General features: G+C 68.4%; 14 protein-coding genes. 9 read left to right on the plus strand and 5 right to left on the minus strand.

What is annotated here, in order from left to right; translation table 11 throughout:
• From rsfS to P0D62_RS16920, 3 genes are all read left to right on the plus strand, one after another.
• Positions 1-378, plus strand: coding sequence for a ribosome silencing factor (rsfS, locus tag P0D62_RS16910; RefSeq protein WP_406708272.1), 378 nt, complete (start codon positions 1-3; stop codon positions 376-378).
• A gap of 32 nt (positions 379-410) precedes the next feature.
• Positions 411-2,504, plus strand: a complete 2,094-nt coding sequence (locus P0D62_RS16915; protein WP_275703721.1) for an ABC1 kinase family protein — start codon at positions 411-413, stop codon at positions 2,502-2,504.
• 326 nt (positions 2,505-2,830) lie between these two features.
• Entirely contained in the window at positions 2,831-3,874 is a 1,044-nt protein-coding gene (locus tag P0D62_RS16920; RefSeq protein ID WP_275703722.1) for an NUDIX domain-containing protein, read from the plus strand.
• A gap of 36 nt (positions 3,875-3,910) precedes the next feature.
• Here the strand turns inward: P0D62_RS16920 and P0D62_RS16925 are convergent, their stop codons facing one another.
• The 5 genes from P0D62_RS16925 to P0D62_RS16945 all read right to left on the minus strand — a co-directional run bounded on the left by P0D62_RS16925 (position 3,911) and on the right by P0D62_RS16945 (position 7,774).
• The gene (locus tag P0D62_RS16925) at positions 3,911-4,333 is read right to left on the minus strand and encodes a PIN domain-containing protein (protein ID WP_275703723.1); all 423 of its coding nucleotides are present in this window, start codon (positions 4,331-4,333) and stop codon (positions 3,911-3,913) included.
• The gene (locus P0D62_RS16930; RefSeq protein ID WP_275703724.1) at positions 4,330-4,590 is read right to left on the minus strand and encodes an AbrB/MazE/SpoVT family DNA-binding domain-containing protein; all 261 of its coding nucleotides are present in this window, start codon (positions 4,588-4,590) and stop codon (positions 4,330-4,332) included. The genes P0D62_RS16925 and P0D62_RS16930 overlap by 4 nt, the downstream gene beginning before the upstream one ends.
• Before the next feature lie 140 nt (positions 4,591-4,730).
• Positions 4,731-5,447, minus strand: coding sequence for a hydrogen peroxide-dependent heme synthase (gene hemQ, locus P0D62_RS16935; protein ID WP_275703725.1), 717 nt, complete (start codon positions 5,445-5,447; stop codon positions 4,731-4,733).
• 18 nt (positions 5,448-5,465) lie between these two features.
• Complete coding sequence (locus P0D62_RS16940; protein WP_275703726.1) at positions 5,466-6,500, minus strand: ferrochelatase; 1,035 nt, start codon at positions 6,498-6,500, stop codon at positions 5,466-5,468.
• The gene (locus P0D62_RS16945; RefSeq protein WP_275703727.1) at positions 6,497-7,774 is read right to left on the minus strand and encodes a glutamyl-tRNA reductase; all 1,278 of its coding nucleotides are present in this window, start codon (positions 7,772-7,774) and stop codon (positions 6,497-6,499) included. The genes P0D62_RS16940 and P0D62_RS16945 overlap by 4 nt, the downstream gene beginning before the upstream one ends.
• Positions 7,775-7,823: 49 nt before the next feature.
• On the opposite strand from P0D62_RS16945, the gene hemE reads away from it, so the two are divergent.
• From hemE to hemC (P0D62_RS16980), 6 genes are read left to right on the plus strand one after another with little or no spacing between them, the layout of a single operon-like run.
• Positions 7,824-8,846 carry a uroporphyrinogen decarboxylase gene (gene hemE / locus P0D62_RS16950; RefSeq protein WP_275703728.1) on the plus strand — a complete coding sequence of 341 codons (1,023 nt, stop codon included), beginning with the start codon at positions 7,824-7,826 and terminating at the stop codon, positions 8,844-8,846.
• Entirely contained in the window at positions 8,843-10,126 is a 1,284-nt protein-coding gene (locus P0D62_RS16955) for a protoporphyrinogen/coproporphyrinogen oxidase (RefSeq protein WP_275703729.1), read from the plus strand. Before hemE ends, P0D62_RS16955 begins: the two co-directional genes overlap by 4 nt.
• The gene (hemC, locus tag P0D62_RS19270; protein WP_455153260.1) at positions 10,123-11,751 is read left to right on the plus strand and encodes a hydroxymethylbilane synthase; all 1,629 of its coding nucleotides are present in this window, start codon (positions 10,123-10,125) and stop codon (positions 11,749-11,751) included. Before P0D62_RS16955 ends, hemC (P0D62_RS19270) begins: the two co-directional genes overlap by 4 nt.
• Complete coding sequence (hemB, locus tag P0D62_RS16970; protein WP_275703730.1) at positions 11,748-12,710, plus strand: porphobilinogen synthase; 963 nt, start codon at positions 11,748-11,750, stop codon at positions 12,708-12,710. Before hemC (P0D62_RS19270) ends, hemB begins: the two co-directional genes overlap by 4 nt.
• On the plus strand, positions 12,707-14,005 hold the full coding sequence (hemL, locus tag P0D62_RS16975; protein WP_275703731.1) for a glutamate-1-semialdehyde 2,1-aminomutase: 1,299 nt from the start codon (positions 12,707-12,709) through the stop codon (positions 14,003-14,005). Before hemB ends, hemL begins: the two co-directional genes overlap by 4 nt.
• 16 nt (positions 14,006-14,021) lie before the next feature.
• Positions 14,022-15,701, plus strand: a complete 1,680-nt coding sequence (gene hemC / locus P0D62_RS16980) for a hydroxymethylbilane synthase (protein WP_275703732.1) — start codon at positions 14,022-14,024, stop codon at positions 15,699-15,701.
• Positions 15,702-15,712: the final 11 nt, after the last annotated feature.

Below are 15,712 nucleotides of genomic sequence, written 5' to 3' on the forward strand. Positions count from 1 at the left end.
GTGGCAACCACTGACGAAGTGATGCGCGACGTCGAGGTGGCCGCTCAGGCCGCCTCCGACAAGAAGGGCCAGCAGATCGTCGCCTTCGACGTCTCCGAGCAGCTCGCCATCACCGACGTGTTCCTCATCGCGAGCGCCGGCAACGAGCGCCAGGTGGGAGCTATCGTCGACGGGGTCGAAGAGGCCCTGCTGAAGATCAAGCGCAAGCCCGTTCGTCGCGAAGGCGATCGAGAGAACCGTTGGGTGCTGCTCGACTACCTCGACTTCGTGGTGCACGTCCAGCACGACGAGGAGCGCAGCCTCTACAACCTGGAACGGCTCTGGAAGGACTGCCCCCAGTTGCCTCTTTCGATCGAGGATCCCGAGCCGGAGGCTTAGCCTAAGCTCAACAGCCTCAGCCGGGAGGGCATATGGAGTTCGTCGGATTCGTCATCAATGTCCTGATCCTGGCGTGGGTTTCGCGGCGCCTGCTCGGCGTGCCGGTCGGGTGGATCCGGTTGGCGATCATCAGCGCGATGATCATCCCGCTCACGTCCTACGCGATGGACGAGCTGATTTACCTCATCGACCCCAACATCGACTCGTCGTTGCCCGGGGTGCTGTTGCTCATCGTGGTGCTGATGGGCAGCATCGTCGCCGTCGAGTTGATCATCCTGACGGTGCTGGAGGCGCTCGTTCCGACGAGGAGCATGCCCAGCCCGCTGAGTGTCATCCGCGGGATACCGGCGGCCTGGCGCCGAACGCGACGCTACGCCGCGATCTGGCGGATCCTGTTGAAGCGCGGCCTGACGATGTACCTCAGCCCCGCGCCGCCGTCCGACCGGGAGACCACGCGGGTGGCGCGGTCGCTGCGCTACGCGCTCAGCGACGCCGGGGTGACCTTCGTGAAGTTCGGACAGATGCTGGCCACCCGGGCCGACCTGCTGCCGGCGCCGTTCATCCGCGAGTTGTCGATGCTGCACAGCTCTGTGGATCCCGAGCCGTGGAGCGCGGTGGGCTCCGTCGTCGAGGATGCCTTCGACGCGCCCGTGCGCGAGGTGTTCTCCGAGTTGTCTGAGCAACCGATGGCGGCTGCCTCGGTGGCGCAGATTCATGCGGCTCGGCTGGCTGATGGACGCGAGGTGGTCGTCAAGGTGCAGCGGCCCAAGGCGCGAGCCCAGGTGACGGCGGATCTCGACATCCTGCGCCGGCTGGCCGAGCGTCTGGAGGCCAGGACGTCCTGGGGCAAGGATCTCGGGGCGACCGCCTTGGCTGAGGGGTTCGCCGCGTCGCTGCATGAGGAACTCGACTACACCGTCGAGATGCGCAACATGCTCGCGGTGGGTAAGCCTGGCCCCGCGGAATCTCGCCTACTACGCGACCCCACCTGGGCCCACTCGCTTCGCCCTGAACGCTCAGCAGACGACCCGGTATGCCCTCGCGCCCAGGACTCGCCATTGAACCCATCTGGTGCCGCTCGCTACGGCGACCTTCCACGGGGCCAGGCTATAAGCAGCGACCTGATCGTTCCGACGCCGATCCAGGAACTCTGCTCCGAGCGGGTTCTTGTCATGACGCGGATCCAGGGCAAGCCCTTGTCATCTGCGTCCGACGAGCTTGCGACCCTCACCGCCGAACAGCGGGCGGGCCTCGCGAGCTGCCTGGCCAATGGCGTGATGCGGCAGATCTTCGTGACCGGGATCTTCCACGCCGATCTGCATCCCGGCAACGTGATCTACACCACCGACGGTGACCTGGCTCTGCTCGACTTCGGCTCGGTGGGCCGGCTCGACCGGTCGACGCGCACGTCGCTGGTCCTGCTGCTCTACGCCGTCGACCGGCAGGACGCGATCGCCGCCACCGATGCGTTGCTGAACGTGATGGAACGCCCGGCCGAGCTCGACGACCGCGCCCTCGAACGAGAGATCGGGGGCTTGCTGCTGCAATACGGCGGAGGGCTGCCGGCGGCTGGGGCAGCGTCGATGTTCGCTGAAATGGTCGAGCTGATCGTCGGCCACGGCTTCCGGGTGCCCCCGCAGCTGGCAGCTGTGTTCCGCACCCTCGCCACGCTCGACGGGACGCTCCGGCTGCTCGATCCGAACGTCGACATGGTCGCGCTGGCGCGAGCCCAGGGGAGCGAGCTGGCCCAGCACATGTTCGGCCGTGATGCGGTGAAGACCCAGATCGAGCATCAACTCGTCACAGTGCTGCCCCTCCTGTCACGGCTTCCGCGTCGGCTGGCGCGGATCACCGAGCAGCTCGAAGAGGGCAGCTTCTCCATGAACGTGAGCCCCCTGCGTCAGCCCGCCGATCGGCGCTATGTCTCCGGCGTCGGCGATCAGTTCACGCTCGCCGTGCTTGGCTGCGCACTCGGATTCGGCGGCCTGTTCCTGCTCACGAGGGAGGGCGGCCCGCAGTTCATGACCAACGTGCCGCTGTGGCCCTTCATCGGTGTGACCCTGCTGTTCCTCGCCTTTACCTTGGGCGCCCGGGTGCTCGCCAATATCTTCTTCCGCCACGAATAGCTGCGTGGCCACGCTCTGGGGTACGGAGACGCTTGGCGACGAATCAGCCCCGAAGCCGCAGCCTCGAGGAGAGCGTGTCGGCGTCTGGGGACTCGTGGTCGGGACCGGTGGTGGGCTCGTCGTGTCACGGCTGTTTCCTTCGGCTACGTATATGGCGTGATCTGTGCAATAGGTACAGATCGCGCCATATACGTAGCCGAAGGAAACCACACAAGGTAGGGGCTCTTTTCGAGCTCTCCAGGGCATCCATGCCGGGACGGAGGCCCTGGAGAGCTCGAAAGGTCGCGTTCCTGCGCGGGGACTCCTCCTCGGGCAGACTTAGCTCGATGGAATCAGCAGAAATGGCGCCGCTGGCGCTCGTGGTGATCGCCGGACCGCAGGCGTCAGGTAAGAGCACGCTGGCGACGGCCCTCAGCGCCGAACTGCGTCGGCAGGGCGAACGCGTGGCGCTGGTGGAGCTGGATCAGATCGCGGCGATGGCCCTTCCCACCCTTCCCGGCTGGGACACCGCGCACCAGATCTTCGAGTCGGTGACCGGGCTATGGGCGCGGTCCGAGTTGACCTGCGTCATCGCCGAGGGGTCGGGCGACGCAGAGGAAGTATCGCGGTTGCTGCGACAGGCCCCTCCGGGATCGGTGACGGTCACTGTCGTCACGACCGCCTCGTTCGAGGTCGCGTTCTCCCGTGCCCAAGCAGACCCGACGCGAGGTATCTCACGTCAGCACGATTTCCTCAGCCGCGTCTACGGCGCGTGGGCTGACGAGTTGGGCAGGTTCGATGCGGACGTGGTGATCGACACCGACATCCTCGCGATCGATCAGGCCGTCGAGCGCGTCCAATCCGCAATAGCGAGCGCTCGCAAAGCCCAGTCGGCGGGTAGCCCGCTCGCCATCGACGTCTGGGGGCAGCGTCTGACGGAACTGCATCCTGTCGATGAGCCGACAGAATCCGTGATCGACGGGGTCGTCTGTCCGTTGTCGCTCGTCGTGGTGTCGTCCCAAGGCAAGACGCTGTTCGGCCTGAATGCCTGGCGTCATGAATGGGAGTTGCCGGGCGGGATGATCGAGGCCGGCGAGACGCCACGCGCGGCAGCAAGTCGCGAGCTGCGTGAGGAGACCGGAGTAGCACTCAGCGCGGACGACCTCACCTGGATCGGCCTGGCGACCTTCGCACTCGTGAACCCGGAGCGGACGGAGCATGCGGCGATCTACGCGGTGGAACTGGTGGAGCTACCCGCGACATCGGCGTCGGATGAGTTAGTGAACCTGGGCTGGTTCGATCTTGACGAGACGACAGATGAGGTTCTCGCACCACTTGATCTCAAGATCGCTCAGCTGACAGCCATGGGGAGTGACCGTGAGGATCTCTAGTCGGGAGCGCGAGTGGTGCTGCGCTTGGCTCGATCCTCAGGTCAGCAGGTTCCAACCGAGGTATCGGGCGGCCTTGCGGTCGAAGGTGACGACTTCATCGATGCTGAACTGCTCGTAGGTGCCGTGGATGAGGGCGTCTGCGAAATCGGCTCCGGCCTCCGCAAGCTCCAGTGCTCGTACTGCGCCTTCTCCATCATCGAACTCCAGCACCTCGATCTCCACAAGCAGCCGGATTGCTGCGAGGCAGGCGGCTTTCGGGAGCCCCTTCCCTCGTGAAAGGGTCCAGTAGACCTCTGCCAAGGTCACCGATGTGATGAATCCCAGTCGTTGCGGGGATAGGTCTCGAAACACCCGACGAGCGATCTCCGCTTGTTCAGCGTCGTCGTCGAGCATGACCCGCAGGATGACATTGGTGTCGAGGCCGATCAATCCGTCACGAGAAGGAAGGACCGGCGTCACGAGAACCCACCCATGCCGCTCGCGGCAGCACCTTCCGCGATGCTCTCGTTCATGTCCTCGATGGTCATCGTGGGTGCGTCGGGGTCGTGGAAGATCCCGAAGAGGTCTTCGACGCTTCGGTTCCGGGGAACGATCGCCGCCCGACGTCCGCCGAGTGGTACGAAGGCGATCTTGTCTCCGGTTTTGAGCCCCAGGAGTTCTCGGATCTCCTTGGGTACCGTGACCTGCCCTTTCGAGGTCATCGTGGTGGTGGACATGAGCAGCTCCTCCTCTTGCCGCTCCAGCTTACCTTCGGGTAGGACGTCGGAAAAAGAGGGAAAAGTAAGGGAAGCGCTAACCGCTTGCTAAACCACCGAAGTCGGTGGTTTAGCAAGCGGTTAAGCCGAACCCCGGAGGGTCAGGAGAAGGTGGGCTGGCGCGAGATCCATTCGGACAGCTCGACGCGGGGGCCGGTGAAGAACGGGGTCTCCTCGCGGACGTGGAGGCGAGCCTCGACGCCGCGCTGGTGGCGCATCGCGTCGGTGAGACGGTGCAGCTCGTCGGCTTCGAAGGCCAGGATCCACTCGTAGTCGCCGAGGGCGAAGGAGGACAGCGTCGAGGCGATCACATCGGGGTATTCGCGGCCGGCCATGCCATGCTCGTAGAGCATCTTGGAGCGGTGGTCGTTGTCCAGGTAATACCAGTCGTAGCTGCGTACGAACGGGTAGACGGTCAGCCAGGGGCGCGGCGCGAAGCCGGCGAAGCAGCTGGGCACGTGGGTGCGGTTGAACTCGGCGGGACGATGCACGCCCATCACCGACCACACGGGATCCAGCGTGATACCCAGCTCGGTCTTGCGGAAGGCGTGGTAGCCGGCCTGCAGGGTGGCGGGGTCGTTGGCCAGGGTCCAGACCATCAGGTCGGCGTCGGCGCGGAAACCGCCGACGTCGTACCAGCCGCGTACCGTGACACCGGCATCGACGACGCGCTGTTCGATCGACGTGGCGTCCAGGGTGGCGTCGAGCAGCGTCGGGGTGGCGAACACCGAGTACATCGCGTACAGCGGCTGCGCGTTGATAGCCTCCAGATCGACGTCCTGCTGGTCGCGTTCGTCGCGACCGGGATGCTTGACCATGTCTCAGTCCTTCTTCGGTTAGTGGGAGGGGCGGGGCAGGCAGTGTCCTGTCGCGGTGCAGCTGAACTCTGGGTGATCGAGCTCCCCGCGTGCGACGGCGGCCATCTCCAGCAGCTTGTCGGCCAGCATGGCGATGAATCCGGGGTCGGTGCCCACGGTCGCGGCGCGCAGATAGGGCAGGCCGTGTTCGGCGGCGGTCTCCTTGGCCTGGGTGTCCAGGTCGTAGGCAACCTCCATGTGGTCGGAGATGAAGCCGATCGGCACCGCGACGACGCCAAGACCCGCGGGCAGCTCTTCCATCCGGTCGTTCACGTCGGGCTCGAGCCACGGGATGTGCGGCGCGCCGGACCGAGAACAGTAGGTGAGTTCCCAATCGAGGTGCTCGCCCAGCTCAGCCTCGGCCAGGTCGACGACGCGGCCGGCGATGCGCATCGTCATCGCGTCGTAGCGCAGCTCCGGATCGCCCGGACCCGAGCAGGCATTCATGGCGGTGGGGATCGAGTGGGTGACGAAAAGCACCTTCACGGGCGCCGAGCCGATCTGCTCGCGCAGCTTCCGCACGCCGTCGACGGTGACCCGCGTCTGCGCGGCGACGAAGGCCTCCGTCTCGGCGAAGGGGCCGAGCTTGTCGAAGCGGATCGCGCCGCCGGCCTCTTCCTCAGCCTTGGCCAGATCCTCGTCGTACTGACGGCAACTGGAGTAGGAGCGATACGCGGAGGTGGGCAGCGCCAGCACGCGGGTGTGCCCGTCGTCGATGAGCTGCTGGACGGTCTCGGTGAAGAACGGATGCCAGTTGCGGTTGCCGATCACGATTGGCGCCTCGACGCCTCGGCGTGCGAGTTCGTCGCGGACGGCGGCCATCAAGGCGGCGTTCAACTCGTTGATGGGGGAGCGCCCGCCGAAGAGCATGTAGTGCTGTGAGACCTCCATCAGCCGCTCGTCGGGGATGCCCCGGCCGGCGGTGGCATTGCGCATGAACGGCAGCACGTCGGCAGGCTGATCGGGGCCGCCGTAGGACGCGAACATCACGGCGGTGTAGGGAGCGAGGCTCACACGGCCTCCTCATGGACCTGCGGATGGATCGCGAGGTCGCTGACGCGAAGCCCGGTGACGGGGCATTCGCACTTCTCGAGCGGCTTGCGCGGATGCGGCACCGCGATGCCGTACAACTCCGCCATCGCCTCGAGGTAGGCCTCGGTGCGACCCTCCTCGGCGGCGAGCCGCGCGCGCGACGACGGGACGTGCAGGAGCCGGGTGGCGAGGCGGCGGAGCGCGCGGGTGGCGTCGTCGTGGGTGAGGTCGCGGCTGGGAAGGCGCTGGACCTCGTCCTCCACCAAGGCCATCACCGTCTCGCGCAGGCTCACGACCGCAGGATCGACGACGCGGGAGCGCAGCTTGGTGAGCGCCTCCGCCACGCCCGCCTCGACGAGGAGCTCGGCGCTGGCGGTATCGGCGGCCCATTCGGGCTGCACGGCGTCCTGCACGGCGGAAAGATCGACGAGCGTCACGCCGGGGAGTTCGGCCACCGCGGGGTCGACGTCGCGGATAAGAGAGAGATCCAGCAGACGCAGGTCGCGTCCGAGCGCAGCGACGGCTTGGCGAGTCACCGCGAAGCCTCCGTGGCCGCGGCAGGTGACGACGAGGGTGGCACCGGCGAGGGCGCCGTGGAAGCACTCGGCGTGGCTCAGCTCATGGGTCTCGGCGAACTCGGCTCCGCGGCCGCTCGACGAGTGCACGGTGATGTGCCGTACGCCTCGGGCTCGGAGTGCCGCGATCACCGCGCCGGCATAGGATCCGGTTCCGACGAGCAGAACGCGTTCGCTTTCCCAGTCGTCGATATGCAGCCGGTCGAGCCCGACGCTCACCACGGAACGGCCGGCGGCTTCGAGTCCGGTGTGATTGGCGACCTTGCGCGACGTGCGCAGGGCTTCTTCGATGACGATGGTGAGCAGGAGCGACGTGTGACCTCCGGCCTTGGCGTCCTGCAGCGCGCGCTTCAACTGACCTGCGATCTCGCGTTCGCCGATGACCATCGAGTCGAGGCCCGACGCGACCCGGAACAGATGGACCAGTGCCTTCTCACCGAGGAACGTCTGCCACATCGGCGGCACGTCGAAATGCTGGTTGACAAGGGATCGCAGCTCGTTGTGGGGTCGATCGCTGTCGAACATCACCTCGACGCGGTTGCAGGTGCGCAGCACGACGGCGCCGCGCACTTGGGGGGCGGAACTGAGCCACGCCTGCGCGTCCACGAGGGCAATGCTGGCTCGTTCGACCTCCGGCAGCCCATGCCGGTCGTGCTGGATGGAAAAAACCGAGAAAGTCACAGTGGGGCCTATTCAACCACCATCCCGGGAATAGGGCAGAATCTATGGGGTGAATGTCGCACCTGTTCCTCCGTTGTTGTCTGCACTGAGTGGCGAGCGGAGTGATCGGCTGCCGGTGTGGTTCATGCGGCAGGCCGGGCGCTCGCTCCCGGAGTACCGCCAGGCCAGGGGAGAGACGGGCATTCTCGACGCGTGCCTGATCCCCGAGATGGCCGCCGAGATCACGCTCCAGCCGGTGCGCAGGCACGGCGTCGATGCCGCCATCTTCTTCTCCGACATCATGACGCCGCTGAAGTTGGCCGGCGTCGACCTCGACATCGTCTCCGGCATCGGACCGGTCATCGCCAACCCCGTGCGCAGCGCTGCGGACGTGGCGGCGCTCACCGAACATCGGATCGTCGACCTGTCGCCCATCACCGAAGCCGTGAGGCTGACCGTCGCCGAGTTAGGGGATGCGACGCCGCTGATCGGGTTCGCAGGGGCCCCCTTCACGCTCGCCGCCTACCTCGTCGAGGGACGCGGCTCGCGCGACCATCTGGCGGCCCGCACGCTGATGCACTCTGATCCGCCCGCGTGGGACAAGCTGCTGGCGTGGTGTGCGTCGATCTCCGCCGAGTTCTTGACGGCGCAGGTCGACGCCGGCGCCCGAGCGGTGCAGCTCTTCGACTCCTGGGCCGGATCGCTGTCGCGCACCGACTACGTCGATCACGTGGCGCCCTACTCGGCTGTGGCGCTGGCCGCCGTCGAGGGTCGGGTTCCTCGGCTGCACTTCGGGGTCGGCACCGGTCATCTGCTGGCCGACATGGCACGGTGCGGGGTGGAGGCGCTGGGCGTCGACTATCGCACCCCGCTCGACGAGGCCGCACGGCTCGTTCCCGGTAAGCCGCTGCAGGGCAACATCGATCCGGCGATGCTCGCCGCGGGATGGACCCCCCTGGAGGCACACGTGCGCGACGTGGTGCGACGAGGCCGCGCCGCCCCGGCGCACATCGTCAATCTCGGCCATGGGGTGCCCCCGACCACCGATCCGGGGGTGCTCACCGATCTCGTGGCCCTCGTCCACGAGCTGTGAACGCGGTCGTCATCGGCGGAGGTCTGGCCGGCCTCGTCGCTGCGCGTGAGCTGCTGCGACAGGGGTATCGCGTGACGCTGTGCGAGGCCTCACCGCACCTCGGTGGGATGATCGCTCGCTCCAACGTCGGAGGCATCACGGTCGACTCCGGCGCCGAGGCCTTCGCCACCCGCATCCCGGCGGCGCGCGAGCTGTGCGCGGAGCTGGGGCTCGAGACCGCTGCCCCTGCCGGCAGCCCTCACATCTGGTGGCCGGAGGGCATCGTCTCGATGGCCGAAGGGGTGCTCGGTATCCCCGCGGGACTGGACGACCCCGCGCTCAAAGGCCTGACCAGCGACGAGCTCGCCGAGGCGCGTCGAGACCTGGAGATGGATCCTCGGGTCGGTGCGGACGCGGTCAGCGTCGCCGACCTTGTGGAGGCTCGGATGGGCCGGGCCGCCGTCGACAAGCTCGTGGGCCCCGTCGCCCGGGGCGTCTACGCGTCCGACCCGTCCTCCATGGCGCTCGCGCAGTTCGCGCCCGGACTCAAGGAGGCGGTCCTCTCGCAAGGGAGCCTGCTGGGCGCCGTGGCGAGGCTGCGACGCCCCGGGACGGCTGCGGTGGAGCAGCCTGTTGGCGGCATGTTCCGGTTGATCGACGCCCTCGAGGCCGACGTGCGTGCCCGAGGCGGCCACATCCGCACCATCACTCCGATCTCGACGATTCGTCACCTGGGCGTGGAGTTCGTCGTCACCGCCGGAGACGTGGAGCTGCGCGTCGACCGCGTCGTGATCGCCACCGAGGCGGTGCCCGCGGTGTCGTTGCTCGGGCAGCTCGGCGTCCACGTGAACCCGCCGTCGGTGCATCTGGCTCGGCAGACCCTGCTGGCCGTGCGCCACCCGGCAGTCAGCGATGGACGCGTCGGATCCGGTCTCCTCATGGGGCAGTCGTCGCCGCACATCGCGGCCAAGGCGATGACGCATTACTCCACAAAATGGCCTTGGGCCACGGCGGACGGCGTCCAGGTGCTGCGGGTGTCCTATCCCACCGAGGTCATACCGACGCGCGACCAGGCGTTGCGGGACGTGTCGACCTTCCTCGGTCAGCGGATCCCGATGTCGAGCGTGCACGGCTTCGCGGCCAAGGATTGGCCGGCCATGCCGGCCCGGATCGCCCCCACCCAGCGCGCCCGGATCGGCGAGCAACTGGCTGGGCTTTCGGGTGTTCACGTCTTCGGGGCGTGGCTCGACGGCAACGGCATCTCCCCGATCGTGGCTGCGGTCAGGCAGGCCCTGGCATGAGGTTGGGTACGCGGGGGTCGGCGCTGGCCGTGACGCAGTCGGAGTTGGTGGCCGACGCGCTGCGGGCTCGGGGCCACGTCGTCGAGTTGGTCCGGGTCAAGACCGAGGGCGACGTCGAGCGCGGCTCGTTGACCGCTCTCGGCAGCCTCGGCGTCTTCGCCGCTGCGTTGCGCACCCGGCTTCTCGCCGGCGATGTCGACTTCGCGGTGCACTCGTTGAAGGATCTGCCCGTCGCAGGGGTGCCGGGGCTGGTGATCGCCGCGCTTCCTGCGCGCGCCGATCACCGGGACGCGCTGTGTGCCCGCGACGGCCTGACGCTGCGCGAGCTGCCTGCCGGTGCGCGGGTGGGAACGGGGTCGCCGAGGCGGGTGTCCCAGCTGCGGGCGATGCGGCCCGACCTCGCCTACGTCGACGTGCGCGGCAACCTCGGCACGCGGCTGGCGCGCGTCTCCTCCGGAGATCTGGACGCCGTCGTATTGGCCGCGGCCGGACTGGAACGCCTCGGCCTGGCCGACTGGATCACGGATCACCTGGACATCCTGCCGGCGCCTGGCCAAGGCGCGCTGGCGGTGGAATGCCGGGCTGACGACCCCGCGATGATCGAGATCCTGGCCGCGTTGGACGATCCGCAGACCCGGCTGGCGGTGGAGGCGGAGCGGGCGACCCTCGCCGGCCTCGGCGGAGGCTGTGCCGCACCGATCGCCGCGCTCGCCGCCGCCGGACGGCTCGAGGCAGCGGTCTTCGCGACTGACGGAACGGCTGAAGTGCGCGCCGTCGTCGAGCTCGCACCGGGCGCGGGTGATGCGGTGGTGGCGGAACTGCTGGCTGCGGGTGCGGGTGAGGTGACGGAGCTGACGGCCTCGCGCCCGTCCCGCCTGAGGGAACTGCACGACGACAGCTCGTTGTGGGGCGGTACCGCCGTGCTGGCTGGGGTGCGCGTACTTCTTCCCCGGCCGGAAGGCCGCCTGGCCGACGCGCTACGCGGCGCGGGTGCCGAGGTGGTGGCAGTTCCGCTGCAGCGCCGGGTGCCGCTGGAGGCGTCGCTGGATCTCGACGCCGAGTGGGTGGCCGTCACCTCTGCCGCCACCGTCGAGGAACTGGAGCGACGAGGCGAGCGGATCCCCGATGGCGTGCGGATCGCCGCTGTGGGCCAGGCGACGGCCGAGGCTTTGCGGGCCGCTGGCTATGTCGTCGACCTGATTCCGGAAGGACGATCCAGCGCCGCCGATCTGGTTGCGGCATTTCCCGGGGGATCCGGACGCGTGGTGATCCCGGGGTCGGCGCTGTCGTCGCCCGTGTTGGCCGACGGCCTGCGCGCGAAGGGGTACCGGGTTGATACGGTGCCCATCTACACGGTGGAGCCGATCGAGGCCGCTCCCGAGGCGGTCGCCGCGGACTGGGCCGATGGCCATTTCGACGTGGTGGCGGTGACATCCGGCTCGATCGGCCGCGCCGTGGCAGAGTTGCTGGGTTGGCGTGATGACGTCCGCGTGGTCGCCTTCGGTGCGCCGAGTGCGGAGGCACTGCGTCGGCAGGGCGTGCCGGTGGCCCAGGTGGCCGGCAGCCAAGATGGAGAAGGGCTGGTCGCCGCGGTGGCGGAGGCCATGAGAGGAGAACAGGGATGATCCGACCGAGACGTCTGCGCACGACCCCGGCCATGCGCCGCCTGGTGCGGGAGACCGAGGTTCGACCGAGTCAGCTCGTTCTTCCCGTCTTCGTCGGCGAGGACAGCGTGCCGATCGGCTCGATGCCCGGCGTGCGTCGACACGATCTCGACGGCATCCGGCGCGTCGCCGCGTCCGTGGCAGAGGCGGGTCTGGGCGGGATCATGCTGTTCGGCGTGCCCGAGGACGACGAGAAGGACGACGAGGGCTCAGTCGGTTGGGACGTCGACGGCATCCTGCAGCGCGGACTGCGTGCCGTGCGTGCCGAGGTGGGCGATGCGACCGTCGTGATGGCGGACACCTGCCTGGACGAGTTCACCAGCCACGGTCATTGCGGCGTGCTGGACGCCGCCGGCCGCGTCGACAACGACGCCACGCTCGAGCGCTATGCGGCGATGGCCGTGGCCCAGGCCGCAGCCGGCGCCCACGTCGTCTCGCCCTCCGGCATGATGGACGGCCAGGTTCGGGCCATTCGGGATGCTCTCGACGCCGCGGGCCACCAGGAGACGGCGATCCTCGCCTACTCGGCGAAGTACGCCTCGGCCTTCTACGGCCCCTTCCGGGAGGCCGTCGCCTCGTCGCTGCAGGGAGACCGGCGCAGCTATCAGCAGGATCCGGCCAACCGCCGCGAGGGGCTCCGCGAAGCCGAGCTGGACCTCGCTGAGGGCGCCGACATGGTGATGGTCAAGCCCGCCGGCTACTACCTCGACGTGCTCGCTGACGTGGCCGCGTCGTCGCCGGTTCCGGTGGCGGCCTATCAGGTCTCGGGCGAGTACTCGATGATCGAGGCTGCCGCGGCCAACGGTTGGCTGGATCGCCGCCGGGCGATTGAGGAGTCGGTCACCGGCATCGTGCGCGCGGGCGCCGACATCGTGCTGACCTATTGGGCATTGGAGCTAGCGGGGTGGATCACCAAGTGACGACCAACCACGAACTGATCACCCGCGCCCGGACGGTGATTCCCGGCGGAGTCTCGTCTCCGGTGCGGGCCTACGGCTCCGTCGGCGGGGATCCGGTCTTCGTCCGCTCCGCGAAGGGCGCCCGGGTGATGGGTTCCGACGGGCGTGAGTACGTCGATCTGGTGGGGTCGTGGGGGCCGGCGTTGCTGGGTCATGCGCACCCTGAGGTGATCGCCGCTGTCCAGTCCGCTGCTGAGCGGGGGCTGAGCTTCGGCGCGCCCACCGAGGCCGAGGTGGAGCTGGCCGAGCTGATCCGAGGTCGGGTGCCGGCCGCAGAGCTGGTGCGCTTCGTCTCGACGGGCACCGAGGCCACCATGACCGCCATCCGGCTGGCGCGAGGCGCCACCGGCCGCGACAAGATCGTCAAGTTCGCCGGCTGCTATCACGGTCATTCCGACGCGCTGCTCGCCGCTGCTGGGTCCGGGGTCGCCACCCAGGGGCTGCCCGGTTCGGCCGGCGTGACGGCCGCCGCCGCGGGCGACACCATCGTCGTCGAGTACAACGATCTCGACGCGGTCCGGCAGGTCTTCGCCGACGTGGGCGACCAGATCGCCTGCGTGATCACCGAGTCTGTCCCCTGCAACATGGGCGTCGTGCCGCCGGCACCTGGCTTCAACGCCGCGCTTCGCGGGATCACGGAGAGTCACGGAGCGCTGCTCATCCTCGACGAGGTGCTGGCCGGATTCCGCGTCGGCCCTGCCGGGTGGTGGGGGCTGGAAGGCGGCTACACCCCCGATCTCTTCACCTTCGGCAAGGTGGTCGGCGGCGGGATGCCGCTGGCGGCCTTGGGTGGGCGTCGCGAGGTGATGGAGCTGCTGGCTCCCGTCGGTCCGGTGTACCAGGCGGGAACGCTCTCCGGGAACCCGTTGGCCACGGCGGCCGGTATCGCCACCCTGACGCTGGCCGACGACGCCGTCTACGCGGCGGTCGACGTCCGTTCTCGCGAACTCCGGTCCGCGATCGGCGAGGCGCTGACCGCAGCGGGCGTGCCGCATGTGATCCAGGCGGCCGGCAGCCTCTTCTCGGTGTTCTTCCGTGACGAGGAGGTGCGCGACTACGAGCAGGCCAAGCAGCAGGACACCGAAGCCTTCGCGCGTTTCTTCCACGGTATGCGCGAGGCCGGGGTGCTGCTCCCGCCGTCCGCGTTCGAGGCCTGGTTCGTCTCCGCCGCGCACGACGATCGGGCGATGGAACAGATTGTCGAGGCCCTGCCCCTTGCGGCGCACCGGGCGGCTGCCATGATTGGGTTGACTTGAGTGAAAGGACAACGGTGTGAAACTCACGGTAGGTAGTAGGGCGTCCACGCTGGCGATGGCGCGGGCCAACCAGGTGGCCGCGCAGCTGAGAGGGGCGGGCCACGAGGTAGAGATCGTGGCGATCTCTCGCGATGTGGGCGATTCCAGCCATATGCCGGAACGGATTCAGGAACAGCGTGAGTACGCCTCCGAACTGCGCGACGCGTTGCGCGCGGGGACGGTCGACGTCGTCGTCCACTCCGTCAAGGACATTCCGCTCGGCGAGAAGACCACGCCGGATCTGCGCGTCGCGGCATTCCCGAAGCGCGACGACTGGCGCGACGTGCTCGTGGCCCGCGACGGCCTCACGCTGTCAGCGCTGCCGCGCAGGTCTCGTGTCGGCGTGACCTCGCTGCGGCGGCTGGCCCAGCTGCGTGGCATCCGCGATGACCTGATCTATCTCGACGTCGCGGGAACGCTGAACGAGCGGCTCGCCCGCGTGCAGCCGGGTGACCTCGACGCGTTGGTGGTGTCGTCGTCGAGCCTCGGGCGCCTCGGCTTCCAGGGCCGTATCAGCGAGTATCTCGACATCCTTCCCGCGGCGGGTCAAGGCGCGATCGCCCTGGAGTGCCGGGCTGACGACCGCGCCGTGGTGGAGGCCCTGGCCGCCATCGACCACGAGGAGACGGGCATCGCCGTCACCGCCGAGCGCGGGCTCCTCGGGCGCCTGGGTAGCACCTACGCGGCGCCCATCGGGACGTTGGTGCGCCGTCAGGGCGTGCTGTCGCTCAAGGCCGGCGTGTTCGCGGTGGACGGCGGCAAGAAGATCGTCTTCGAGTTGGGTATGCCCACCTCGCTCCTGCACGCGGAGCGGGTGGGCACGAACATCGCAGAGATGATGCTCGACCGCGGAGCCGGCCAGTTCCTGACCGACGAGGCCATCGCGGCGGCGGTGCGGGACCACCGGCACGACGAGGAGTCCGAGTCGATCGACATCGCTCCCGACGACGCTCCGCGCCTGCTGCTGCCGCGCCAGGAGGGCCGGATGTCGCGGGCTCTTCGCGAGCATGGTCTGCTGGTCGATACCTGCAACCTGCAGCGCCCGGTGCTCATCTCCGCGGACAACACCATGGACGCGGCGGATCTGATCGTTGTCCCGTCGGCCGTGACCGTGTGGGCGATGCGCGAGCGCGGCTGGGATCTTCCCGAGCGCGCGAAGGTCGCCGCCATGGGCGAGACCACCACTCAGGTGCTCCGCGACGCCGGACAGCACGTCGACTACGTCCCAGGCGGTACGGCGAGCTCGGATCGCCTCGTGGAGATGCTGCCTGCGTCGAGCGGCGAGAAGGTCGTCATTCCCTGCCCGGACAACCTGAGCACCAAGCTGGAGGACGGCCTGCGAGCGAAGGGCTACGAGGTGGAGCGCCTGCCCATCTACACCACCAGCGATCTCGACGAGATCGATCCGTGGCTGATCAAGGGATGGCGCGATAGCCGGTGGGACGCGGTGCTGCTCAGCTCGCCGTCGATGGCCGGTTCGTTCCTGAGGCTTCTCGGAGCGAAGGACGGCGTGCAGCTGTACTGCTGGGACGACGAGACGGCCGACGTGCTTCGTGAGGCGAACGTCGAGGTGGCCGGTGTCGCCGAGTCGAAGGACGACCGCGGAGTGGCCACCATCGCCAATTCGATCAAGGCGAGCCGGGCGTCGTCCGGGTAGCCGAAACAGGG

The organism is Tessaracoccus caeni, from assembly GCF_029211185.1.
GTDB classification, from domain to species: Bacteria; Actinomycetota; Actinomycetes; order Propionibacteriales; family Propionibacteriaceae; genus Arachnia; species Arachnia caeni.

What these genes read in the sequence shown, in the direction of transcription:
- P0D62_RS16915 (WP_275703721.1), top strand. Translation starts at nt 411, where the DNA reads ATGGAGTTCGTCGGATTCGTCATCAATGTCCTGATCCTGGCGTGGGTT.
- P0D62_RS16920 (WP_275703722.1), top strand. Translation starts at nt 2,831, where the DNA reads ATGGAATCAGCAGAAATGGCGCCGCTGGCGCTCGTGGTGATCGCCGGA.
- P0D62_RS16930 (WP_275703724.1), bottom strand. Translation starts at nt 4,590, where the DNA reads ATGTCCACCACCACGATGACCTCGAAAGGGCAGGTCACGGTACCCAAG.
- hemQ (WP_275703725.1), bottom strand. Translation starts at nt 5,447, where the DNA reads ATGGTCAAGCATCCCGGTCGCGACGAACGCGACCAGCAGGACGTCGAT.
- hemC (WP_455153260.1), top strand. Translation starts at nt 10,123, where the DNA reads ATGAGGTTGGGTACGCGGGGGTCGGCGCTGGCCGTGACGCAGTCGGAG.
- hemB (WP_275703730.1), top strand. Translation starts at nt 11,748, where the DNA reads ATGATCCGACCGAGACGTCTGCGCACGACCCCGGCCATGCGCCGCCTG.